The following is a 23,356-nucleotide window of genomic DNA, read 5'->3' on the forward strand; positions in this document are numbered from 1 at the left end:
GCGTGGAGAGAGCAGGCGAACAAGAGGGTGAGGACGGCGGATGTCGGAGTGGACCTGGGAGTACGAGGGATACGACCCTGCTGCCGAGCGGCTGCGTGAATCGCTGTGCACGCTCGGCAACGGCTACTTCGCCACCCGCGGAGCGGTGCCCGAGAGCAGAGCCGGACTGGCGCACTACCCGGCCACTTACGCGGCCGGGATCTACAACCGCCTGGAGTCGGTCGTGGCGGGACGCCGGGTGGTGAACGAGGACCTGGTGAACCTTCCGAACTGGCTGCTCCTGCGGTTCCGTCTGCGTCGTGCCGACGGATTGGCGGGCCCGTGGTTCTCTCCCGATACACAGCAGGCGTTCGACCACCGGCACACCTTGGACCTGCGCCACGCCACGCTGACGCGTGCCTTCCGGTTCAGGGACGACGAGGCCGGCGTGCTGAGCGTGGAGCAGACCCGGCTGGTACACATGGCGGACCCTCACCTGGCCGCGCTGCGGACCGAGTTCAGCGCTGAGGAGTGGTCGGGCGAGATCGAGGTCGAGTCCGCCCTCGACGGCGATGTGACCAACACCAACGTGCACCGCTACCGGTCCCTCAACCACAGCCATCTCGCTCAGGTGCGGACCGGTACCGCGGGAACCGACACGACGTGGCTGCGATGCCGCACCAGCACCTCCGACGTCGGCATCGGCATGGCGGCCCGCACGGTGGTCACCGGGCAGTTGCCGAGGGCATCGGAGCTTCGTGGGTCCCGCCGTCGAGCCGTGCACCGGCTGGTGATACCGATCGCTCCGGGCCGACCCGCCGTCGTGGAGAAGACCGTGGCCCTGCACACCACACGCGACCTGGCGATCAGCGACCCGTACGGGGCGGCGGCCGACCGGGTTGCTGCGGCTCCCGGGTTCCTGGCGCTGCTGGACTCCCACGTCGCGGCGTGGGCGCGGTTGTGGGGGCGCGCGGACGTCCAGGTGCCCGGGGAAGCGGGCCGTGTCCTGCGCCTGCATCTTTTCCACCTGCTCCAGACGCTCTCCCCGCACACGACGGAGCTCGACGTGGGCGTGCCGGCGCGCGGGCTGCACGGCGAGGCTTACCGAGGGCATGTCTTCTGGGACGAGCTGTTCGTACTGCCGTATCTGAACCTGCACTTCCCCGAAGTCTCGCGGGCACTGCTCAACTATCGTCACCGGCGCCTGCCGCGCGCGTGCCGTGCAGCCGCCGCGGCGGGCCGGTCCGGGGCCATGTACCCGTGGCAGTCCGGCAGCGACGGGCGTGAGGAGACCCAGCAACTGCACCTCAACCCGCGTTCGGGCCGCTGGCTGCCCGACCATTCCCGTCTCCAGCACCACGTCGGCTCGGCGATCGCCTACAACGTGTGGCAGTACTGCGAGGCGACCGGCGACACCGAGTATCTGCACACCAAGGGCGCGGAGATGCTGCTGCAGATCGCCCGCTTCTGGGCGGACACCGCGGACTTCGACCCCGGCCATGGCCGCTACCGCATCCGCGACGTTGTCGGCCCCGACGAATACCACGACAGCTATCCGGAGGCCGTCCGGCCCGGACTGGACGACAACGCGTACACCAACGTCACCGCTGCCTGGGTCCTCAGCCGCGCCCTGGATCTCACACGGCGCCTGCCAGCCTGGCGCCGGGAAGAACTTTTCGAGCGCATCCAGCTCGACGGCGGCGAACTCCCCAAGTGGGAGGAGATCTCCCGGCAGTTGCGGGTGCCGTTCCACCAGGGCGTCATCAGTCAGTTCGACGGCTACGGTGACCTCACCGAACTGGACTGGGACGGCTACCGGGCCCGCTATGACAGCGTCCGGCGGCTGGACCGGATCCTCGAGGCGGAGGGCGACACCGTCAACCGCTACCAAGCCTCCAAGCAGGCCGACGTCCTGATGCTCGGCTACCTCTTCTCTCCCCCCGAGCTGCGGGATCTGTTCCGGCGCCTCGGCTACGACATGGACGACGTCATCTGGCGCAGGACCGTTGACTACTACCTCAAGCGCACCAGCCACGGCTCCACCCTCAGCGGCCTCGTCCACGCCTGGGTCCTCGCACGGGCCAGACGGGCCGAGGCATGGACATACTGCCGGGAAGCCCTGGAGCAGGATGTCGCCGACCTCCAGGGCGGCACGACCGGCGAGGGAATCCACCTCGGCGCCATGGCCGGAACCCTCGACCTGGTGCAGCGCGGCCTGACCGGCCTGGAGACCCGCGAGGACGCCCTCCGGCTGGACCCGGTGCCGCTTCCGGCCCTGTCCGAGTACGGATTCTCACTGCGCTACCGCGGCCACTGGGGCGTGAGCGTACGGCTTGGCAGCGGACAGTTGCGGATCGGCGTGCCCGACTCGGAGGAGTCACCGATCCGCCTGGTCCTGCCCAACCGTGCCGTCACCGTCGCACCGGGAGAGACCTGCACGCTGCTGCTGCGGGAGGACTGACCCACAGGAAACGAGGGTGTGGGGCCCTTTGGCTCATGCAGGACACCCCGACCGGCCCCTGGGACGGGGCCATGGGCCGCTGGATGCTCGAAGTTGTCGGGAAGTTCGAGGAGGCCCGCGATGACGGACGACGAGCGCAACCTCCCCATGGTTCACGCCCTGCTCGCGGACGGCACAACTGTGTGCATCCGAGCCGTGACGCCGCGAGACCGTCAACAGATCCAGGGGTTGTACGAGGAGATGTCCCCGGAGAATCTCCGGATGCGGTTCTTCGCCGCGAGCCGACTCTCCGCCACGGCGGCAGCCGACCGGGCCTGTGCGCCACCGCGCCCCGGATACCGGGCGCTCCTGGCTGAGACGCATGGCCAGGTGATCGGCCTGGCCGAGTACGAGACCGGCGAGGACAAGGAATCGGCCGAGATCTCCATCGCCGTGGCCGAGGGACTGCACCACCGGGGCGTCGGCACCCTCCTCGTCGAACATCTGGTCTCGGCTGCCCGCGTGGAAGGCATCAGCACGTTCACCGCCGACGCGCTCAGCGAGAATCACGAAGTGCTCCGGCTCTTCGCCGATCTGGGACTGCGTACAGCCCGCCACTTCGAGGGCCCAGAGGTGCGCTGCACCATCGAACTCGCCGAGTCTGAGGCGTATCTGTCCACGGTGGAGACACGCGGCCGGGCCGCAGATGTCGCCAGCCTGGTGCCCCTGCTGCGGCCGGACGCCATCGCGGTGGTCGGTGCCGGGCGCAGGCCCGGGTCGGTGGGACGGGCTCTCCTGCACCATCTGCACGCGGGCGGTTACACCCGGCATCTGTATGCCGTGAATCCCGCCGCCGGTTCGATCCTCGGAGTCCCCTCCCACCCGTCGGCGGGTGCCCTGCCCAGGGTTCCCGACCTCGCGGTGCTCGCCGTGCCGGCCGCCGTGGTCTCCGCGATCGCCGAGGAGTGCGGCAAGGCGGGCGTACGCGCCCTGCTCGTCGTCACCGCCGGGCTGGACGCGGATCAGGCCCGGGCCCTGTTGGCCGCCTGCCGCTCGTACGGCATGCGGCTGGTGGGCCCCAACTGCCTCGGCATCTGCAACACCGACCCGGAGCTGAGGCTCGACGCGACCTTCGCCGCCGGCCATCCGCGTCCGGGCACGGCCGGTGTCGCCGTGCAGTCCGGCGGCGTCGGCATCGCCCTGCTCGACGGGCTGTCCCGGCTGGGCATCGGCGTCTCCTCCTTCGCCTCTCTCGGCGACAAGTACGACGTCAGCGGCAACGACATGCTCCAGTGGTGGGAGAGCGACCACCGTACCGATCTCGCGCTGCTGCACCTGGAGTCGTTCGGCAACCCGCGCGCCTTCTCCCGCACCGCCCGGCGCGTCACCCGTCGTATGCCCGTGCTCACCGTGGACGCGGGCCGCACCGAGGCGGGGCGACGTGCCGCCGCCTCCCACACCGCGGCCGCCGCCACCCGCACCATGACCCGCGGGGCCCTGTTCACGCAGGCCGGCATCACCGCGACCCGGTCGACCGGTGAGCTCCTGGAGACCGCCGCTCTGATGCACTCCCAGCCGCTGCCCGCGGGATCGCGCGTGGCGATCGTCACCAATGCGGGCGGAGCCGGTGTCCTCGCCGCCGACGCCTGCGCCGAGGCCGGGCTGTCCCTGCCCGCGCCGACCCCGGAACTGATTGAGGACCTGCTCGCCGTCCTCCCGGACGGCGCGGCCGTCGGCAACCCCGTCGACGCCACCGCCGCAGTTACGGAGGAGCAGCTCACGGACTGCGTGGACCGAACAATGCGGCATCCGGGCATCGATGCCGTACTGCTGGCCCTCGTTCCCACCGCGGTGGCCGAGGCGACCGGTGACGACCTGATCCGGTCCCTCACCGACGCTCTCGGACACCGCGGACGTCCGGTGGCCGCCGTACGTCTCGAACAGGACCTGCCCGTCAGGCTGCTGCCCGCCGCCGACGGCGGCACCATCCCCTCGTACGCCGAGCCCGGGGCGGCGGCAAGGGCGTTGGCGCACGCGGCCCGCCGTTCGGCTTGGCTGAACCGCCCGGAGGGGACGATCCCGACACTGGACCAGGTCGATTCGGCCCGCGCGCACGCTGTCGCCGAGGCGTACCTGACCGCGCACGCGGACGGCGGCTGGCTCGACCCGCGTACGTGCGCCGAACTGCTCGCCTGCTACGGCATCCCGCAACTGCCCTGGGCGTGGGCCGAGACCGAGGACGACGCGGTCCTGGCCGCCGAGCGGCTGCGCGGTGCTGATGGCCGGGTGGTCCTGAAGGCGCACTGGCCGGGCCTGCTCCACAAGAGTGAACAGCGCGCCGTTCATCTCGATCTCCAGGGTGATGCGCAGGTGCGTGCCGCCTTCCGCGACTTCGAGACCCGGTTCGCCGGACTCATGACCGGAGCGGTGGTCCAGCCGCTCGCCGCGCGCGGCACCGAACTGTTCGCGGGCGTGGTGCAGGACCAAGTCTTCGGCCCCCTCGTCCTCTTCGGGCTCGGCGGCACCGCGACCGAGGTCCTCGCCGACCATGCCGCACGGCTCGCACCGCTGACTGATCACGACGTACACGACCTGATCACCGCACCTCGCTGTGCCCCGCTGCTGTTCGGCACGCACGGCGGCAGACCGGTCGACCTCGAAGGCCTCGAACAACTGCTCCTGCGCCTGTCCCGGATGGCGAGCGACCTGCCGCAACTCGCCGAAGCCGACTTCAATCCCGTGCTCGCGACACCCGGCGAGGTCACCGTGCTGGACGCACGCGTGCGCCTGCTGCCAAGCCTGCCCCGGGATCCCTACCTGCGCCGACTGCGCTGAGAAGGAAGGCACATGAGACACCACACGTGTGGTCACGCTCGACAGCCCTGTGGAGCCCGGGAACGGGCGGCCGGACGACCCGGCCCCGCACGGTGTCACCGAGGAACGATACGAAGGCTGTGAGAGGAGGCGGACCGTCATGCTGAACAAGGTGCTGGTCGCCTACGGAACGACGAACGGGTCGACCGCGCAGATCGCGGAGGCCATTGCCGACGTCCTGCGCGGGGAGGGACTGACGGTCGAGGCGATGCCTGCCCGATCCGTCACAAATCTGGAGTCCTTCGACGTCGTGGTGGTCGGCGGTGGCCTGTACGCGGGGCGCTGGCACAAGGACGCACGGCGCTTCGTCCGGCGATACGCCCGCGAGTTGGCCGAGCGTCCGCTGTGGCTCTTCAGCAGCGGGCCCCTCGACGCCTCGGCCTCGGAACGCGAGATCCCACCCGTTCCAGGTGTCCGCCGGACCATGATCCGGCTCGACGTCGAGGAACATGTCACGTTCGGCGGCTGCCTGGGGGAGGGGGCCAAGGGATTCATCGCCCGGAAGATTGTCTCCTTCGGGAAGGGCGGGGACTTTCGCGACTTCGATCAGATGAGGGCGGGGACTTCCGCGACTTCGACCGGATCGAGACGTGGGCGGCACGGATAGGCCAGGAGCTCACGAGTTGACGCGGGGAGCGGAGGCTGCTGGTGAAGGACGAGGGCTGCCACAGCCGCCCTCGCGGGAGGGCGAGACGGACCTCGGCTGCTGCCTCCGTGGGGCTCGCCGGTTTGTTGGTGCATGCGCCCCACTCGCCTGGCCGCACTCCCTCGCCGTGGTCCAGCCGGTCAAGCATCAACCTGATAGTCGGCGGAGCACTGTGACATGGACGGACCGTGAGGCAAAGCAGCAGCGCCGGTCGCTGTTCGCCCTGGCCCTCGGAGGGGACCAACGGATCCTCCACCGAGCGAGTGCGGTCGGCCCGCCGTGGCTTCGTCGGCGTCCGTGGTCGGCGTTTCGGCCACGCCCTCGGGCAGGCACGGGAGCACTTCGAAGACTCCTGCCAGATCGACATGTCGGAGGATCCGCCGGAAACCGGTGCTGTCGGTGACCAGGCGGAGTCGGCCGTGCCGTGCTGAGACCCGGTTCCGAGCCCGGCACAGGACCCCCAGCCCGGCACAGTCCATGAAGGACACCGGACGCAGGTCCACGACCAGGTCGGGGCAGGGACCGGCGGTCAGCCTGTCGAGGCGTGCCGCCAGTCCTGGTGTAGTGAGCAGGTCGATCTCGCCTCGCACTGTCACGACGGCGGTCCCGCCGGCGGTGCGCTCCGTGGGAAGCGGGGTGGACCTGATGAGGATGTCGGACATGGCGCCAGCAAAGCCGGGCTAATGGGGTGTGCGGTAGGGCCGACCGGCTCAAGCGCCTTCCCTCTGTGCACGGCAATCTGGATATACGAGGCATTTTCGTCACTGTGTCGTAGTAGGAAGGTGGGAACGCCATGAAGGGCTATGTCTTCCACGGCCCCGGACAGTCGGCTTGGGAGGATGTCCCGGATCCCGGCATCAAGGAAGCGACCGACGCGATCGTGCGTGTCGACGCCGTCACCATCTGCGGTACGGACCTACACATCCTCAAGGGCGACGTCCCCGAGGTGCGCCCGGGCACCGTGCTGGGCCACGAGGCGGTCGGCGAGATCGTCGAGGTCGGCGGTGACGTGCGGACCGTGCGGCCTGGGGACCGGGTGCTGGTCTCCTGCATAACCGCTTGTGGTCGCTGCCAGTACTGCCGGGAGGGTGCGTACGGGCAGTGCCGGGGCGGCGGAGGCTGGATCCTCGGCCACCTGATCGACGGCACCCAGGCCGAGTACGTCCGCGTGCCGTACGCCGACCTGTCCGTGCACCCACTGCCCGGCGCCCTGGACAGCAAGGACGCCGTGCTGTTGGCCGACATCTTCCCGACCGCGTACGAGGTGGGCGTGCTGAACGGGCACGTACGGCCCGGGGACACCGTCGCCGTCGTGGGCGCCGGTCCCATCGGCCTCGCGGCCATCGCCACGGCTCGGCTGTTCGCGCCGGAGCGGATCATCGCCGTGGACCTCGCGGCCGCACGGCTGGACGCCGCCAGGGAACTCGGCGCGGACGCGGTGGTGGACGCTCGGGAGGACCCCGAGCAGCTGATCGCGGATCTCACCGACGGACTGGGCGCGGACGTGGCCGTCGAGGCCGTCGGCGTTCCGGAGACCTTCGAGCTGTGCACGCGCATCGTGCGACCTGGTGGTCACGTGGCCAACGTCGGCGTGCACGGGAGGCCCGCGACCCTTCACCTGGAAGACCTGTGGATCAAGAACGTGACGATCACCACTGGCCTGGTGGACACGTACTCCACCCCCAATCTGCTGCGGATGGCGGCCGCCGGCCGGCTGCCCACCGAACGGCTGGTCACGCACACCTTCCCGCTGCCCCACATGGAGGAGGCATACGACGTCTTCGCCAAGGCGGCCGACACGGGTGCGATCAAGGTCGTGCTCGGCGAGGAACAACACGAGGAGCTCGTTCCGGCAGGGACGGCCTGACGAAGAGAGAGCTGAGGGGGCGTGACCGAGGTGGCATCGTCGTATGCCGTGAAGGCCATCCGGTGAGTGGCCTCCGGCGTCTTCCTCGGGCTGGCCGGAGCAGGGAAGGCACCGAGCTGACCGATGTGGGCGTGCCGCGCCCGGTTTTACGTGTCCACCGGGTTCGAGGCCGATCCGAAGGCCTGACAGAAGCCCCACGAGCGAGCCGCCTGAACCCGGTGCTCGTCGAGTGGCCACTGTGGATCGAACGGAGGGAGGCTGGAAGAAGGTGGTCCATGTTGCCCCGACGGCTGTTTTCGATCGCTGAGAAGGCCACGACCAGGCGAGCGGGGTGACCAGCGGATGGGAGAAAGCCCATGAAGGTCGGAGTACTGACCGGTGGCGGTGACTGCCCGGGCCTCAACGCCGTGATCCGCAGTGTCGTCCGCAAAGGCGTCCAGGAATACGCCGCCGACTTCGTCGGCGTGCGGGACGGCTGGCTCGGTTTGCTCCAGGATGCTGTCATGCCGCTGGACATCTCCAACGTGCGGGGAATTCTTCCTCGCGGCGGGACCATCCTCGGCTCCTCCCGCACCAACCCGTTCAAGCACGAGGACGGGCTGCGACGCGTGCAGGACACCCTTGCCGCGCACGACGTGGACGCGCTCGTAGTGATCGGCGGCGAGGACACGCTCGGCGTGGCCACAGAGCTGAGCCGGCAGGGGATCCGGCTGGTGGGCGTACCGAAGACCATCGACAACGACGTCTCCGGCACGGACTACACCTTCGGCTTCAACACAGCCGTCGGTATCGCGACCGAGGCCATCGACCGGCTCCACACCACTGCCGAGTCACACATGCGCGCCCTTGTGGTGGAGGTGATGGGGCGGCACTCTGGGTGGATCGCCCTGCACGCAGGCATCGCGGGCGGAGCCAACGTGATCCTCATACCGGAGCGCCCGTTTGACATCGATCAGGTCTGTGAGCAGGTGAAGAGCCGGTTCAAGATCAACTATGCGCCGATCATCGTCGTGGCCGAAGGAGCTGTTCCCAGAGAGGGACAGATGGTCCTCAAGGATCGGTCGCTGGACGAGTTCGGCCACGTGCGGCTGTCCGGCATCGGCGAATGGCTGGCCCAGGAGATCTCGGAACGCACCGGCAAGGATGCCCGCACCACGGTGCTGGGTCACATCCAGCGAGGCGGCACCCCGAGCTCTTTCGACCGGTGGCTGGCCACGCGCTTCGGGCTGCACGCCATCGACGCGGTTAAGGACGGTGACTTCGGCGTCATGGTCGCCCTGCAGGGCACCCGCATCGTCCGTCTGCCCCTCGCCGATGCCACAGAGAAGACCAAGCTGGTTGATCCGTCCCTGTACGACGAGTTCGAGGTGTTCTTCGGCTGACCGGCCCCGGTACTCACCGGATCGTCACCGGACCTCGGGTCGGCCGCTATCCGGCGTGCGGGACGACTGCCACCGGGCAGCGAGCGTGGTGTAGTACGGCGTGCGTGACCGGGCCCAGGCGGCCTTCGGCCCCCTGGGGATCGGTGCGGCGCCCCACGACGAGCAGGTCCGCACTCCGCGACGCGTTCAAGAGCGCTTCCGCGGGATGGAGCAGTACGACATCGGTACGGGCCGTCACACGGGGGTGCTTCTCCTGCCATGCGCACACCGCGTCGGAGAGCCGCAAGACCTCCTGGTCCTCCCATGTGGCCCGGTCCTCCTCGGTCACCACCAGCGTCTGCGGAGAGACGGCCTCGGCAGGAAACGCCCATGCCTGCACCACCCGGAGGAGTGCTCCGCGTGCCTCCGCGGCCGAGAACGCGAAGTCCGCCGCCTCACCCACCGGGTGATGCGCGTCGAACCCCACCACGACCGGGGAAACACCGCGTGCCGCGTGCATCACTTCTCTGAAGGGGCCGGGCCGGTGGGGAATCAACACGACGGGGCACGGGGCTGCAGCCGCCATCCGCAGGGCCACCGAGCCGACCGCGAGACCGTCGAAACCGCCCGTCCCCCGTGTGCCGACGACGAGGAGCTCGGCATCGCGGGCCGCGGCGAGGAGAGCCTCAGGCGGGGCGTCATCAGTTTGCTCGGCCCGCACCTCGACATCCGGGTGGAGGTCGCCGAGGGCGTCGGCCACCTGCCGGAGCACCCGCGTACCCATGTGCTTTAGCCTGTCCAGGGCCGGGCCCGGTACGGTCGCTCCCGGAAGCGGTGGAGAGGCGTGGAACAGGCGCAGCGGAACGTCGCGCAGCGCGGCCTCCCGCCCGGCCCAGTCGGCCGCCGCCGAGCTATGCGCGGACCCGTCGATACCCACCAGCACAGGGTGATTCATCACGTCCTCCTTCGCCCGGCCTGCATCTCCGTGGCTGCCACACGGCCCGCGTCTCCTGTCTTCCACTGTTCCACGCCAGAACCTCTCAGGCGTCCGGACCGGATGCGGGTGAAACGGCGCGCACGGCCTCACATGAGCCCGGCAGTTGCGGGAACCCGATGATCCGCCGGGGGAGTACAGCCGTGCGATGATCACCGAGGCGAGACCGACGGGACCCGCACCGACCACGACCACGATGTCTCCCGGGCTCACGTGGCCGTTGCGTATCCCGACCTCGCAAGCCGTGGGGAGGAGCTCGGCCAGCAGGAGCGCTTCATCGCGCGGGACGTTCAACGGCCGCCGGTGGCTGGAGTGGTCGGCGAAGGGAACCCGCACCAGCTCGGCCTGGGGCCCGTTGACCGGATTGCCCAGAGTCCAGCCCGGCTGGGGGGCTGATTCGGAACAACCTGCTCACGAATTAGGAGCTCACCGGCTCTCGCCAGTCGGTGAGTTGGTTCGAACAGGTTGTGACGCCTGCACTCCACCGGGCCGTAGGTCTGCGACGAGTACGGCTGCGCAACCCAGCTGGCGGGTGATGGCCTCGTGAGTTCCGGTGGATACCTCTCAACGTCACGGCCAAGATGCCTTCCCAGAGAGCGGCGCCATTCGGTGCTCTCGTGGCCGCCACCCACCCAGCGCTGACGCTGCTGGTGGTTGTGTGGGCTCCGGACGCACGCCTTCTTTCAGCCCGGCCATGATGTCTCCGCCAAGATCGGCGGCGTTCGGCGCCTTCACGGCCACCAGCGGCGTCAACACCGTTCGCTTGATCACTCGTTGGAGTTGGTGGTGCGAGCCCGTCGCACGGTGATCTCTTGCATTCCCCGAGTCGTCTGAGCTCTGGGAACAGACCGGGGCCCGTGCGGTGAGCTGGTGCCACGAACGGCTTGTGAGGTGTCGGCCCGTTCCTTGACCGAGGCCTGGAATTAGGTCGCTGCGTGGCCCGCATGCGCTCGTGACCAGCGCAAACACCCGCACATAGAGGAGGGAAGTTGATCTACTGCGGCATTGACTGGGCCGAGAGGACGCACGACGTCGCCCTGGTCGACGACGACGGCACGCTCCTGGCCAAACGCCACATCACAGACGACGCGACCGGCTACAAGATCCTTCTGGATTTGCTCGCCGAGCACGGCGACACCGAGGACAACCCGATCCCGGTCGCCATCGAGACCTCCCGCGGTCTGCTCGTCGCGGTCCTGCGCACTGGCAAGCGCCAGGTCTACGCCATCAACCCGATGGCCGCCGCACGCTACCGCGACCGCCACGCGGTCACACGGAAGAAGTCCGACCCTGGCGACGCCCTCGTCCTGGCGAACATCCTCCGCACCGATATGCACGCCCACCGGCCGTTGCCCCAGGACAGCGATCTCGCCCGCGCCATCGCTGTCCTCGCCCGCGCCCAGCAGGACGCCGTCTGGAACCGGCAGCAGCTCGCCAACCAGCTCCGCTCGCTCCTGCGCGAGTACTTCCCCGCCGCCCTCGACGCCTACCCGCACTGGCAGAACGGTCTCTGCCGCCCCGAGACCCGCGTCCTGCTGGAGCTCGCCCCCACCCCCTCGCGGGCTGCCCGGCTGTCGCTTGCGCAACTGCGCTCGGCGCTCAAGCGTGCCGGCCGCCAGCGCGGGATCGATGCCGACGCCGAGCGCATCCGCGAGGTCCTGCGGGCCGAATACGCGCACCAGCCACCGTTGGTCGAGGACGCGCTCGGCAAGCAGATGCTCGCCCTGCTGCGGCAGCTCAGCGCCGCCTGCATCGCCGCCGACCAGCTCGCCGAGGCGGTGGAAGAGGCTTTCCCTCAGCACCCGGACGCCGAGATCATCCTGAGCTTCCCCGGACTCGGAACCCAGCTCGGCGCCCGGATCCTCGCTGAGATCGGGGACGATCACACCCGCTTCACCACCGCCCGCGGCATGAAGGCCTACGCCGGCGCATCCCCGATCACCAGGGCCTCCGGGAAGAAGTCCAGCATCACCAGACGCTGGGTGAAGAACGACCGGCTCAACCACACCGGATACCTCTGGGCCTTCGCAGCCCTGACCGCTTCTACCGGGGCCAAGGCGCACTACGACCGACGCCGCGAGGCCGGGGACTGGCACGCCGCCGCTCAGAGAAACCTTTTCAACAAGATGATCGGCCAGCTCTACCACTGCCTCCAGAAACACATCCTGTTCGACCAGAACCTCGCCTTCCCCACACAACTTCTCGAAGCTGCTTGACGACTTAGCGCCGTGAGGTGTCTCTGGGCCCTTTTGCGCGACGGACGGCGCTACGAGCCAGCTCCGCCGGCAAGGGCTGCCGCATAGGAAGGGACGCGACACGCTGCGCGCGGCCAGTTGGTCTGACCGACCCCGTCAGACCAGGCAAAACTCGTTACCTTCCGGGTCTGCCATCACCACGTGATCCGGCCTGCCCTGCAACTCGTCCTCGCGGACCACGGTCGCGCCCGCAGCGGTCAACCGCTCCACCGCCTCGACCACGCGCGGCCAGCGCACCTCCCACGGGGTTTCACGGCCGCCACCAACTTGCACGTCGATATGCAGCCGGTTCTTCGCCACCTTCGGCTCCGGCACCTTCAGGAAGGACAAGGTAGGGCCCACGCCGTCAGGATCTGAGAGGTACGCCCCGTCATCCCACTCGTCCTCCGGAACCTCATGATGCGAGAACCACTCCTCCCAGCTCCCGAACCCTGCGGGCGCGGGCTTCTCCTCGTAGCCCAACGCCAGCGCCCAGAACGCGGCCAGCTTCCCCGGGTACGCGCAGTCGATCGTCAAGCTCCACTTGGTCCCCATGAGCCCTCCCCAGCCGGATGAACGGACTGTACCGCGCACCTCCGACACCTCCTGCCCGCTACCTCAAGCGTGCGCCGCGGCTTGACGAACGGCATTAGGAATCGGTGTCGGCGGCGGCTGAACCGTGAAAGTTGACCCCCTCGAGAGTGGTGTCGGTTCCAACTTCGCATGGGTGTGGGCGAGGCGCGTGATGTCGTTTCCACCGAACGAGTGATGGTGTCTGCCTTGGAGGGCGTGCCCCGCGGCCCTTGGCGCGAGACGAGGTGCAGGCTACTGGCATGCCCGATGACGAGGCGCAGCTCACCCCACCGGAGCCGCTGCTACAGGTGATCGACAACCTCTCGCGGTTCCATCGGGAGCATGAGGAGTACTACTCGCAAGCGCCTTTGCAACAGGCGGGCGAGCTCCAGGCGCGGTCTCGGGCGCTTAAGTCACTGGCCGACCGATGGAGCGTGGTCGAGGCCGGTGAACAGACGTCGCCGATCGCGTTCGCCGGCACGGAGGACCTGAACGCGCCAGGGCTCGTAGCGGAGTCGGGAATCCTCTTCATGGAAGGCGAGGGCGAGCCTACCGAACTCCAAAGGCTGAAGCGCCAAGTCACCCTGCTCGCCGATGAGACCCAGCAGGGCGGTGACTGGCTGGCCCAGGCGATGGAAAAGGCTTGGGACATGGCTGGAAACTTGGCTGCCTATCCGGCCCTTGCCGACCTGCTGGGAGAGCGGCACCGGATCATCGCCAATGACTGGCAGTCGGCGGGCATGCAGGCTCTGGTCGCGCGACTGCTGCGCCGGGCCTTGGACCTGCTGGCCCAAGTCGACTTCTCGCCGACAGCACTTCGGGCCGACCTACGAGGCGAACGAAAGGCCCCTGCCTACCTTTATTCGGCTTCTGAGCTGCTCGACAGGGCTGCCGACCTGATGGCGGAATCAGCAATTCTTGTGCATGAGAACGAGAGGCGCTGGCGCGTGTTCCGTGGCCGAGTTCGTGAGGTGCAATCCGAGTAGGCCGGCGACCGCGGGTACTCCCATTCGCCAGTCTTGGACCCGGCAGCGCCAGTGAGTGGGATGGAGGGCGGCTTGGCCATCCCCGCATGCCTCGGCCTGAGAGTCTGAGGCATGGCAAGTAGTGCACCAGTCAGTACCGCCACGAACACCGACCCCTCGGCGCAGAGAAGCCGAACACACCCGCCCGTCTGCCCACTCCTTGTACGGGGTGTTCTCTCGCGAACAGGCCCGTACTCGGCGGGATGAGACAATCCTCGGGAAGGATCGGCTGAGCTGCAGGCTCGCCTGGTCGCAGCCTGCGGCCTTTCGGCCGACCGGGAACTGGATCCGGAGCAGGCACTGCAGCATCGTGAAGGCTGCGGCTGGGCTGGTCGATGCAGAGTACGCGCGCTCGGCGTGATCGGTCCTTAGGGCAAGCTCCTTCCACTTTCCACACGGCCGGCGTGTCGTACAGCTTCGCGATCAGACCCCCGAGCCCGGCCCGCGTCCACAACTGCCCCGCCAGCCCCAGGTCACAGGGACGGTGATCCAGAACCGCCTGCTGCTCGACCGCACCGAGAACCCGATGCTCGCCGGCCCGGCGCCCACGCGGCTAGGCCACCAGCGCTTCAAGCCCGCCGGTCAGCCACTTCGCCCACCAGTTGTCCATCGCCTTGAGCGAGACCTGGAAGACCGCCGCGACATCCTCGCGAGTCCGGCCCGCCACCAGTGCGGCCACCGCCCGCAGCCCGAAGGGCCTCCTGCGCAGACGGCGACAACTGCCGCGCAATCCCCACGAGTTCGCTCACGCAGGGACCAACGACCCAGAACACCTACCGTTTCGGATCAATATCGGCATCCCTCGTGACCTGCGCTGTACCAAAGTGCCAACTATCTCTCTGATTCCGTGCCTCCAGCCGCTGAAGCTACTTGGCATTAGTGCAGGTCACGAACACTGCCTTGTGCCACCTATCGCTCCCGGTCACAGCCGGCCCGTACCGGCCGTGCGCCAGCGAGATGTCTTCGAGGGACGGGTGATCGTCCGGCGGCGTCCGGCCGGTCAGGTGCGGTCGTGCAGAGTGATCTGGTAGCCGTCGGGGTCGGCGAAGGTGAAGGTCCGGCCGAAGGGGCCGTCGATCGGCCCGGAGACGATGGTGTGACCGTCGGCGACGAGGGCGTCGTGAATGGCCTGGACATCGGTGGCGTGGAGCCAGATCGCGGCGCCGATGCCGGGCTGGGCGACGGATGCGAGATCGGTGCCGGGAACGATTTCGCGCAGTGCGAACGCGATCGGCTTCGTCTCGAAGACCACGGCGTGCGGGGGGCCGGCCGGCGAGCGGACGAGGCCCAGGTACTGCTCGTAGAACGCCCGTGAGGCGTCGAGGTCGCGCGCCTGGAGGGAAATGAAGTCGGGACCGGTGACGGGCATGCGGATGCTCCTCTTCTTCGTGTCAGCTTTCTGACACAGGTCAACCTATGTCAAAGTACTGACATGAATCAAGACGGTGTGGACCTGGAGACGTCGCTGGGCTACCTGTTGAAGGAGGCGTCGAGCGTCCTGCGCGCGGCCATGGAGGAGGTGCTGCGGCCGCTCGGGATGAACGTGACGCACTACTCCTGTCTCGAACTGCTGGCCCAGCGACCGGGCCTGTCGAACTCCGAACTCGCGCGGGGCGCGTTCGTGACGCGGCAGTCGATGAACGTGCTGCTCCAGGCCCTGGAACGGGACGGCTACGTGACCAGGCCCGCGGAGGCGCCCGTCGGGAAGGCTCTCCCCGCACGGCTCACGCCGCGCGGCCGACGGAGCCTGGAGAAGGCGACCGTGGCGGTCCGGTCGGTCGAGGTCAGGATGCTGGCCGGGATGACCGAGACCGAGCAGTCGGAGGCGTTCCGCATCCTGCGGAGCATGATCCATTCCCTGCGCGACGGCGACAGCGACGGCGACAGCGACGGTGGTGCGTAGCGGGCGCAGAGTTCGTTCCCCGGAGATCGCGGCTGCCCCGTGGAGGCGGCGCACGCGTCCGCTCGCACGAGGGTGAATCGGCGGCGCTTCGTGTACCGATGTGGCAAGAAGGCTCCGCGGAGAACCCCGCACGCGGCTGAAGCCGGTCGGCACCGGCGCGGGTCGACGTGATGCTCCACAGGCACCGGGCCGCCGCGGTCCCACCTGACCGCGTGAACGCCCGCAGCCGTCCGCCTGCGGCCGACCCCGGCCTGTTCGGGCCCGGGTGGGTGGGCGGCCGGCGCAGGAAGTCGTCGAGGTCGCGCGCCTCGGGTCCGGCGGCCAGCTCGGGGCGGACCTTCTCGAAGTAGGCCGCCAGCTCGGCCCGGTCGCCCGGTACGTCGTCGGGGTCGCGGACCACCAGGCGGGCGCTGACGCGGTGTTCGACCGCCGAGCAGGCGGTGGATCTTCCGGACGCGGGCACCCGCCCGCTCGGCCGCCTCCGTGGTGCCGTACGTCGACGTGCCGACGAAGTCCGCCGTGCACATCAGCCTGCCCCAGGCGTCCTTGCGGAAGTCGGAGGCGTGCGCCTCCCTGCCTCCGTACGCCCAAGAGCTGTACGGCAGGGAGGCCCCCGCGCCCGCCGTGGTCACCCGCCGACTGCGGCGCACCGGCACCCTTCTGCGCCGCGTCCCCGCCCGTCTGCGCTGGCAACTCCCGCCCCAGCACATCCTCCGCGCCATGGCACGGCTCGGCCCCGGTTCCCGTCCCGCACCGTACGAAGTCAGGTTATAGGCCGTCATACTGGACGGGCCGGGGGAGAGGCGAGCACCGGGAGGCCGTTCGACGGAGTCGCCCGGCGGAGGCCGTCCGACGGACGGCCCCCGCCCCGTACGCCCGAGGCCCACCGCCCCGGCGGCGTTGATCCAGCCGGCCCGCCCCCCTGGCCGACCTCGATCATCGCGTGTTACCAAGAGCCATGCCTGCCACCCCCGCACACTCCGACCGCCCCGGACGTCCGGCCGGACCCCGGCCCCACGACACGTACGACGCGGTGATCGTCGGCGGCGGCCACAACGGCCTGGTCGCCGCCGCCTACCTGGCCCGCGCCGGGCGTTCCGTGCTGGTGCTGGAACGGCTGGACCACACCGGCGGAGCCGCCGTGTCCACCCGGCCCTTCGCCGGGGTCGACGCCCGGCTGTCGCGGTACTCCTACCTGGTCAGCCTGCTGCCCCGGAAGATCGTGCGGGACCTGGACCTCGACTTCCGCGTCCGCGGCCGCACGATCTCGTCGTACACCCCCGTCGAGCGCGACGGTCACCCCACCGGCCTGCTCGTCGGCGGCGGAGAGCGCCGTACCCGCGAGGCGTTCGCGCGGCTGACGGGTTCGGGCCGCGAGTACGAGGCGTGGCAGCGGTTCTACGCGATGACGGGCCGCGTCGCCGAACGGGTGTTCCCGACGCTCACCGAGCCCCTGCCCACCCGCGACGACCTGCGCGGGCGTATCGACGACGAGGAGGCGTGGCGGGTCTTGTTCGAGGAGCCGATCGGCAGGGCCGTCGAAGCGAGGTTCACCGACGACCTCGTGCGCGGTGTCGTCCTCACGGACGCGCTCATCGGCACCTTCGCGGACGCCCACGACCCCTCCCTCCGCCAGAACCGGTGCTTCCTCTACCACGTGATCGGCGGCGGTACGGGAGCCTGGGACGTGCCGGTAGGCGGCATGGGCGCGCTCACGGACGCGCTGGCCACGGCCGCGCGCGCGGCGGGTGCCGTGATCGCCACCGGTCACGAGGCGCGGCGGATCGCGACGGACGGACGGTCCGCCGAGATCACCTACCGGACGGCCGACACGGAGGGCACCGTCGCCGCGCGGCACGTCCTGGTGAACGCCTCGCCCCAGGAGCTGGCCGCGCTGACCGGCGACGCACCACCCACCCCCGCCGAGGGCGCCCAGCTCAAGGTGAACATGCTGCTCACGCGACTTCCGCAGCTCCGTGACCAGTCCGTCGACCCGCGTGAGGCGTTCTCCGGGACCTTCCACATCGCCGAGGGATACGACCAACTGGCCGTCGCCCACGCCCAGGCCGCCTCCGGTGTGCTCCCTGAGGCCCCGCCCTCCGAGATCTACTGCCACTCCCTCACCGATCCGACCATCCTCGGCCCGGACCTGGTCGACCAGGGCTACCAGACGCTCACCCTGTTCGGCCTGCACACGCCCGCGCGGCTGTTCGAAGCCGACAACGACGCCGTACGCGAGGACCTCCTCAAGGCCACCCTCGCCCAGCTCGACGCCCACCTCGCCGAGCCCCTTGCCGACTGCCTGGCCACCGACGCCGACGGCCGCCCGTGCATCGAGGCGAGGACCCCCCTCGACCTGGAACGCGACCTCGGCCTCCCGGGCGGCAACATCTTCCACCGCGACCTCGCCTGGCCCCACACGCAGGAAGGCACCGGCCGCTGGGGTGTGGAGACCCGCCACGCCAACGTCCTGCTGTGCGGCGCGGGCGCCGTACGCGGTGGCGGGGTGAGCGGGGTCCCGGGCCACAACGCGGCCATGGCGGTCCTGGAGGGGTCCGGGGCGGACGGCCCGCGCCTGGCGTAGGCGGCACGTCCGCGCAGGTCCGGTTGCAGGGCGCCGCCCCGTTCGCCCCGCTAGTCGGCGGCGGCCGTCCAGCCCACCGCCGTGATCCGCCCCGCGTCCGCCGGCCGCGACTCGTCGAACAGGGTGCTGCCTCCCGCCGAGACCCGCAGCCCGTCGACGTACACCCCACGACCGACGTACTGCCGGTCGGTCGTGCAGCGCCAGCGCACCGTGAGCCCGGCGGCCCCCGACAACTCCGCGGTGACCCGGTGCCACGCCCGGCCCGACCAGCCGGTGACCGACCCGGATGGATGCTCCAGCGGCGCCTCCCCGTCCCGGACGGTCGTGAAGGCCACCGGCAGCCAGGTGTCGCCGCCGTCGGCGGAGGTCTCCAGGAAGACGGCATCGGCCTGGGGTTCGGTGTCCCACCACAGGGCGCACCGCAGGCGGGGCCGCCCGGAGGCGGTGGGAGAGGCGGAGTCCGTGACGGTGGCTTTCCCGGCTCCGGTGGTGTCGAGCGGCGGGAGCGCGAGGGTCGCCGTGGTGGCGGACGCCATGCCGGAGAACCAGGAGGCGCGGCCCCGGGCGGGGCGTACGGGAACGGCGCGGGCGAGGCTGTTCGCGGCGGCGACCCGGGGCGCGGAGCCGGACCGCCAGCCGCGCACCGGGTGGACGGAGTTGCCGAGGACCACGAGGAAGGAGTCGGTGGTCGGGTCCAGGACGAGGGAGGTGCCGGTGAAGCCGGTGTGTCCCGCCGTGCGCGGGGTGGCCATCGCGCCCATGTACCAGTGCTGGTAGAGCTCGAAGCCCAGCCCGTGTTCGTCGCCGGGGAACTCCGTGTTGAAGTCGGTGAACATCAGCTCCACCGAACGGGGTTCGAGAATGCGGGCCCTGCCGTACACACCGCCGTTCAGCAGGGTGCGGCCCAGGACGGCCAGGTCCCAGGCGCTGGAGAAGACACCTGCATGGCCCGCGACCCCGCCGAGACCGAAGGCGTTCTCGTCGTGCACCTCGCCCCACACCAGCCCCCGGTCCAGACCCGACCAGGGCAGGCGGGCGTCCTCGGTCGCCGCGATGCCGGGCTTCCAGGAGGCCGGCGGATTGAAGCGAGTGCGGTGCATCCCGAGTGGAGCGGTGATCTCGTTTCGGAGCAGCTGATCCAGACCGAGACCGGTGATCTCCTCCAGGACGAGCTGCAACGAGATCAGATTCAGGTCCGAATACAGGTACGTCGTGCCTGGCGGGTTCAGCGGCGCCTCGTTCCAGACGAGCCGGAGCTTCCCCTCGTGCGTCGGCTCTTTGTAGAGCGGGAGCCAGGGCCGGAAACCGGAGGTGTGGGTGAGCAGTTGGCGCACGGTGATGTCCTGTTTGCCCGCCGCGCCGAACTCCGGCAGGTACGTGGCGACCCTGCCCTCCAGCTCCAGCGCGCCCCGTTCGATCTGCTGCACCGCGAGGATCGACGTGAACAGCTTCGACACGGAGGCCAGATCGAAGACGGTGTCCCGCGTCATCGGAATCCGCCGGTCCGCCGGGAACTCCACCCCCGTGTCCGTCTTCTCGTCGTACGCCGAGTACCGCACCGCCATCCCGATCGCCCGGTGCAGGGCGACGGTCCCGCCCCGCCCGGCGAGCAGGACGGCGCCCGCGTACCACGGGTGCCTGGGCGAGGGTTCGAGGAACGTCTCGGCATCGGTGACGAGCCGATCCAGGGGTTCGGGGAGGAGTCCGGCCCGCTCGGGAGAACCGTGGCGCAGCGTCGGACGACCACCCCCGGAGGCGGAGGCGGAGGCGGAGGCGACCGCCCCGGCGGGGAAGGGCAGCGCGGCGAGCCCTCCACCGACCGCCAACACCCGCCGGCCGAGCTGCCGCCGACTCATCCCGGACCCCGAGCCCCCCACAGCTGCACTCATGAAACCCAGTCAAGCATCCACCCCCCAAGGGCGCGAGGAACCGCGCGCCCGGCTCCCACGGAACAGGCACCCGTCGGCCACCCGCGGATCAGCGACGCGCCCCCGCACCCACGACGATGCCCGAGACACCGACAGAATCTGACGGTGCATCAGAAAAACTCTTCCCTCGTCCGGAGGACTACGGCATCCTGCGCACCATGCAGACGGAGCTGAGCAACACACTCGGAGTCCAGTACGCCGTCTTCGGCTTCACGCCGTTCCCCGCGGTCGCGGCGGCCATCAGCCGGGCAGGCGGCTTCGGGGTGCTGGGCGCGGTCCGCTACACGGCCCCCGACGATCTCAAGCGCGACCTCGACTGGATCGAGGCCCATGTCGACGGCATGCCGTACGGACTGGACGTCGTCATGCCGGCCAAAAAGGTCGAAGGGGTGACGGAGGCCGACGTCGAGGCCATGATCCCCGACTCGCACCGGCAGTTCGTCCAGGAGACCCTCGCCAAGTACGGCGTGCCCGAGCTGGCCGAGGGCGAGGCCTCCGGCTGGCGCATCACCGGCTGGATGGAGCAGGTCGCCCGCAGCCAGCTCGACGTCGCCTTCGACTACCCGATCAAGCTGCTGGCCAACGCCCTCGGCTCCCCGCCCGCCGACGTCGTCGACCGCGCCCACGAACAGGACGTCCTGGTCGCCGCGCTCGCCGGCAGCGCCCGCCACGCCCGCAAGCACGCCGAGGCGGGCATCGACATCGTCGTGGCCCAGGGCTACGAGGCCGGCGGCCACACCGGCGAGATCGCCTCCATGGTCCTCACCCCCGAAGTGGTCGACGCCGTGGCCCCGTTGCCCGTCCTCGCCGCCGGCGGAATCGGCAGCGGACAGCAGGTGGCCGCCGCCCTCGCGCTCGGCGCCCAGGGGGTCTGGCTCGGTTCGCTGTGGCTGACCACCACCGAGGCCGAACTGTCCTCGCCCCGGCTGATCGAGAAGCTGCTCGCCGCCGGCTCCGGCGACACCGTCCGTTCCCGCGCCCTCACCGGCAAACCCGCGCGCCAGCTCCGTACCGAGTGGACCGACGCCTGGGACGACCCCACCGGACCCGGCACCCTCCCCATGCCCCTCCAGGGCCTGCTCGTCGCCGAGGCGGTCTCCCGCATCCAGAAGTACGAGGTGGAGCCCCTGCTCGGCACGCCGGTCGGCCAGATCGTCGGCCGTATGAACAGCGAACGCAGCGTCCAGGCCGTCTTCGACGACCTCACCCGGGGTTTCGAGCAGGCCGTGGACCGCATCAACCGGATCGCCGGAAGGAGCGAGGGACAGTGAGCCGAGCCCCCCAGGACCGACCCGCCCAGGACCGACCCGCCCAGGACCCCTCCCAGGGCCGTGCCCCTCGAAGCCGGCCCGCGCAGGGCGGAGCCCCGAACGCCCAGCCTCCCCAAGGCTTCTGGGCCCAGGCCACCGCCGACCCCGACCGTGCGGTGCTCATCGCCCCCGACGGGCAGGAATGGACCGCCGGGCGTCTGCACGCCGAGACCAACCGCCTGGTGCACGGACTGCGGGCAGCCGGGCTGGAGCGCGGTGACGCCTTCGCCGTCGTCCTGCCCAACGGTGTCGAGTTCCTCACCGCCTACCTCGCCGCCACCCAGGCCGGCTTCTACCTCGTCCCCGTCAACCACCATCTGATGGGCCCAGAGATCGCCTGGATCGTCTCCGACTCGGGCGCCAAGGTGCTCATCGCGCACGAGCGGTTCGCCGACGCGGCCCGGGGCGCGGCCGACGAGGCGAGGCTCCCCGCGAGCCACCGCTACACGGTCGGTACGGCCGAGGGCTTCCGCCCGTACGCCGAACTCCTGGACGGACAGCCCGGGTCGGCGCCCGGGGAGCGCACCCTCGGCTGGGTCATGAACTACACCTCCGGCACCACCGGCCGCCCGCGCGGCATCCGCCGCCCGCTACCGGGCAAGCTCCCCGAGGAGTCCTACCTCGGCGGCTTCCTCGGCATCTTCGGCATCAGGCCCTTCGACGACAACGTCCACCTGGTCTGCTCGCCGCTCTACCACACGGCCGTCCTGCAGTTCGCCGGCGCCTCCCTGCACATCGGGCACCGACTGGTGCTGATGGACAAGTGGACGCCCGAGGAGATGCTCCGCGTCATCGACGCCCACCGCTGCACGCACACCCACATGGTGCCCACCCAGTTCCACCGCCTGCTCGCCCTCCCCGAGGAGGTGCGCGCCCGCTACGACGTGTCGTCCATGCGGCACGCCATCCACGGGGCCGCGCCCTGCCCGGACCATGTGAAGAGGGCCATGATCGAGTGGTGGGGCGAGTGTGTGGAGGAGTACTACGCGGCCAGCGAGGGCGGGGGCGCCTTCGCCACCGCCGAGGACTGGCTGAAGAAGCCCGGCACGGTCGGCAGGGCCTGGCCCATCAGCGAACTCGCCGTCTTCGACGACGACGGCAACCGGCTGCCGCCCGGTGAACTCGGCACCGTCTACATGAAGATGAGCACCGGCGGTTTCTCCTACCACAAGGACGAGGGCAAGACGCGCAAGAACCGCATCGGCGACTTCTTCACCGTGGGCGACCTCGGACTCATCGACGAGGACGGCTATCTCTTCCTCCGTGACCGCAAGATCGACCTCATCATCTCCGGCGGCGTCAACATCTACCCCGCCGAGATCGAGTCCGCCCTGCTCACCCACCCCGCCGTCGCCGACGCCGCCGCCTTCGGCATCCCGCACGACGACTGGGGCGAGGAGGTCAAGGCCGTGGTGGAGCCCGCCCCCGGCTTCGCACCGGGGCCGGGGCTCGCCGAGGAGATCCTCGCCCACTGCGCCCGTCGGCTCGCCGGGTACAAGCGGCCGAAGAGCGTCGACTTCACCGAGGCGATGCCGCGCGACCCCAACGGCAAGCTCTACAAACGGCGGCTGCGCGAGCCGTACTGGGAGGGACGGCAGAAGGCCGTCTGAGGGCCGCTGTCGCGCGTGCCGTGCGCGG

At 70.0% G+C, this 23,356-nt stretch carries 17 protein-coding genes and 2 pseudogenes; 12 read left to right on the forward strand and 7 right to left on the reverse strand.

All coding sequences use genetic code 11. The annotated features are described in order from the left end of the window. The first annotated feature begins 40 nt into the window (after window positions 1-40). The 3 genes from STRBO_RS0120120 (at window position 41) to STRBO_RS0120130 (ending at window position 5,900) form a co-directional block, all read left to right on the forward strand. The gene (locus STRBO_RS0120120) at window positions 41-2,440 is read left to right on the forward strand and encodes a glycoside hydrolase family 65 protein (RefSeq protein ID WP_005474451.1); all 2,400 of its coding nucleotides are present in this window, start codon (window positions 41-43) and stop codon (window positions 2,438-2,440) included. 120 nt (window positions 2,441-2,560) lie between these two features. Continuing rightward, window positions 2,561-5,254 carry a bifunctional acetate--CoA ligase family protein/GNAT family N-acetyltransferase gene (locus STRBO_RS0120125; RefSeq protein WP_005474450.1) on the forward strand — a complete coding sequence of 898 codons (2,694 nt, stop codon included), beginning with the start codon at window positions 2,561-2,563 and terminating at the stop codon, window positions 5,252-5,254. Window positions 5,255-5,393: 139 nt separating this feature from the next. Continuing rightward, the gene (locus tag STRBO_RS0120130; protein ID WP_051085242.1) at window positions 5,394-5,900 is read left to right on the forward strand and encodes a flavodoxin domain-containing protein; all 507 of its coding nucleotides are present in this window, start codon (window positions 5,394-5,396) and stop codon (window positions 5,898-5,900) included. 179 nt (window positions 5,901-6,079) lie between these two features. Here the strand turns inward: STRBO_RS0120130 and STRBO_RS45935 are convergent, their stop codons facing one another. After that, on the reverse strand, window positions 6,080-6,601 hold the full coding sequence (locus STRBO_RS45935) for an STAS domain-containing protein (protein ID WP_078531348.1): 522 nt from the start codon (window positions 6,599-6,601) through the stop codon (window positions 6,080-6,082). Window positions 6,602-6,732: 131 nt separating this feature from the next. On the opposite strand from STRBO_RS45935, the gene STRBO_RS0120140 reads away from it, so the two are divergent. Next, window positions 6,733-7,806 carry a zinc-dependent alcohol dehydrogenase family protein gene (locus tag STRBO_RS0120140; RefSeq protein WP_005474444.1) on the forward strand — a complete coding sequence of 358 codons (1,074 nt, stop codon included), beginning with the start codon at window positions 6,733-6,735 and terminating at the stop codon, window positions 7,804-7,806. A gap of 356 nt (window positions 7,807-8,162) precedes the next feature. After that, on the forward strand, window positions 8,163-9,188 hold the full coding sequence (locus STRBO_RS0120145; RefSeq protein ID WP_005474443.1) for a 6-phosphofructokinase: 1,026 nt from the start codon (window positions 8,163-8,165) through the stop codon (window positions 9,186-9,188). 46 nt (window positions 9,189-9,234) lie between these two features. On the opposite strand, the gene STRBO_RS0120150 is transcribed toward STRBO_RS0120145, so the two are convergent. After that, window positions 9,235-10,122 carry a universal stress protein gene (locus STRBO_RS0120150; protein WP_020114680.1) on the reverse strand — a complete coding sequence of 296 codons (888 nt, stop codon included), beginning with the start codon at window positions 10,120-10,122 and terminating at the stop codon, window positions 9,235-9,237. A 1,028-nt stretch (window positions 10,123-11,150) separates the two neighbouring features. Here STRBO_RS0120150 and STRBO_RS0120155 point away from each other — a divergent pair. Further along, entirely contained in the window at window positions 11,151-12,377 is a 1,227-nt protein-coding gene (locus tag STRBO_RS0120155) for an IS110 family RNA-guided transposase (protein ID WP_005474440.1), read from the forward strand. A 135-nt stretch (window positions 12,378-12,512) separates the two neighbouring features. Here STRBO_RS0120155 and STRBO_RS0120160 read toward each other — a convergent pair whose 3' ends face one another. Further along, window positions 12,513-12,950 (reverse strand): VOC family protein, encoded by a 438-nt coding sequence (locus STRBO_RS0120160; protein ID WP_005474438.1) that lies wholly within the window; start codon window positions 12,948-12,950, stop codon window positions 12,513-12,515. A gap of 278 nt (window positions 12,951-13,228) precedes the next feature. Here STRBO_RS0120160 and STRBO_RS0120165 point away from each other — a divergent pair, with 278 nt between their 5' ends. Beyond that, window positions 13,229-13,954 carry a hypothetical protein gene (locus tag STRBO_RS0120165; RefSeq protein WP_020114681.1) on the forward strand — a complete coding sequence of 242 codons (726 nt, stop codon included), beginning with the start codon at window positions 13,229-13,231 and terminating at the stop codon, window positions 13,952-13,954. A gap of 592 nt (window positions 13,955-14,546) precedes the next feature. Here STRBO_RS0120165 and STRBO_RS44705 read toward each other — a convergent pair. Together STRBO_RS44705 and STRBO_RS0120175 are read right to left on the reverse strand one after the other, a co-directional pair. Further along, the gene (locus STRBO_RS44705; RefSeq protein ID WP_005474436.1) at window positions 14,547-14,672 is read right to left on the reverse strand and encodes a helix-turn-helix domain-containing protein; all 126 of its coding nucleotides are present in this window, start codon (window positions 14,670-14,672) and stop codon (window positions 14,547-14,549) included. A 321-nt stretch (window positions 14,673-14,993) separates the two neighbouring features. Then, window positions 14,994-15,362 (reverse strand): VOC family protein, encoded by a 369-nt coding sequence (locus tag STRBO_RS0120175; protein WP_005474434.1) that lies wholly within the window; start codon window positions 15,360-15,362, stop codon window positions 14,994-14,996. 63 nt (window positions 15,363-15,425) lie between these two features. Between STRBO_RS0120175 and STRBO_RS0120180 the strand changes: the two genes are divergently transcribed. Further along, a complete protein-coding gene (locus tag STRBO_RS0120180; RefSeq protein WP_005474432.1) occupies window positions 15,426-15,896 on the forward strand; it encodes a MarR family winged helix-turn-helix transcriptional regulator in 471 nt (156 codons plus the stop codon). Here STRBO_RS0120180 and STRBO_RS45940 read toward each other — a convergent pair. After that, window positions 15,778-16,423, reverse strand: a pseudogene (locus STRBO_RS45940) (oxygenase MpaB family protein). The gene STRBO_RS0120180 and the pseudogene STRBO_RS45940 sit on opposite strands and share 119 nt — an antisense overlap. 34 nt (window positions 16,424-16,457) lie before the next feature. On the opposite strand from STRBO_RS45940, the pseudogene STRBO_RS44710 reads away from it, so the two are divergent. Both STRBO_RS44710 and STRBO_RS0120190 read left to right on the forward strand, forming a co-directional pair. Continuing rightward, window positions 16,458-16,670: pseudogene (locus tag STRBO_RS44710) on the forward strand (hypothetical protein); the annotation flags it as partial. A gap of 184 nt (window positions 16,671-16,854) precedes the next feature. Beyond that, window positions 16,855-18,480 carry a phytoene desaturase family protein gene (locus tag STRBO_RS0120190; protein ID WP_005474428.1) on the forward strand — a complete coding sequence of 542 codons (1,626 nt, stop codon included), beginning with the start codon at window positions 16,855-16,857 and terminating at the stop codon, window positions 18,478-18,480. A gap of 50 nt (window positions 18,481-18,530) precedes the next feature. On the opposite strand, the gene STRBO_RS0120195 is transcribed toward STRBO_RS0120190, so the two are convergent. Beyond that, the gene (locus tag STRBO_RS0120195; protein ID WP_028796761.1) at window positions 18,531-20,369 is read right to left on the reverse strand and encodes a serine hydrolase domain-containing protein; all 1,839 of its coding nucleotides are present in this window, start codon (window positions 20,367-20,369) and stop codon (window positions 18,531-18,533) included. Between the two features lie 197 nt (window positions 20,370-20,566). Between STRBO_RS0120195 and STRBO_RS0120200 the strand changes: the two genes are divergently transcribed. Together STRBO_RS0120200 and STRBO_RS0120205 are read left to right on the forward strand one after the other, a co-directional pair. Next, window positions 20,567-21,679, forward strand: a complete 1,113-nt coding sequence (locus STRBO_RS0120200) for an NAD(P)H-dependent flavin oxidoreductase (RefSeq protein ID WP_020114684.1) — start codon at window positions 20,567-20,569, stop codon at window positions 21,677-21,679. Next, window positions 21,676-23,328, forward strand: a complete 1,653-nt coding sequence (locus STRBO_RS0120205; RefSeq protein ID WP_020114685.1) for an acyl-CoA synthetase — start codon at window positions 21,676-21,678, stop codon at window positions 23,326-23,328. The genes STRBO_RS0120200 and STRBO_RS0120205 overlap by 4 nt, the downstream gene beginning before the upstream one ends. Window positions 23,329-23,356 lie beyond the last annotated feature (28 nt).

It is taken from the genome of Streptomyces bottropensis ATCC 25435, assembly GCF_000383595.1.
Taxonomy (GTDB): domain Bacteria; phylum Actinomycetota; class Actinomycetes; order Streptomycetales; family Streptomycetaceae; genus Streptomyces; species Streptomyces bottropensis.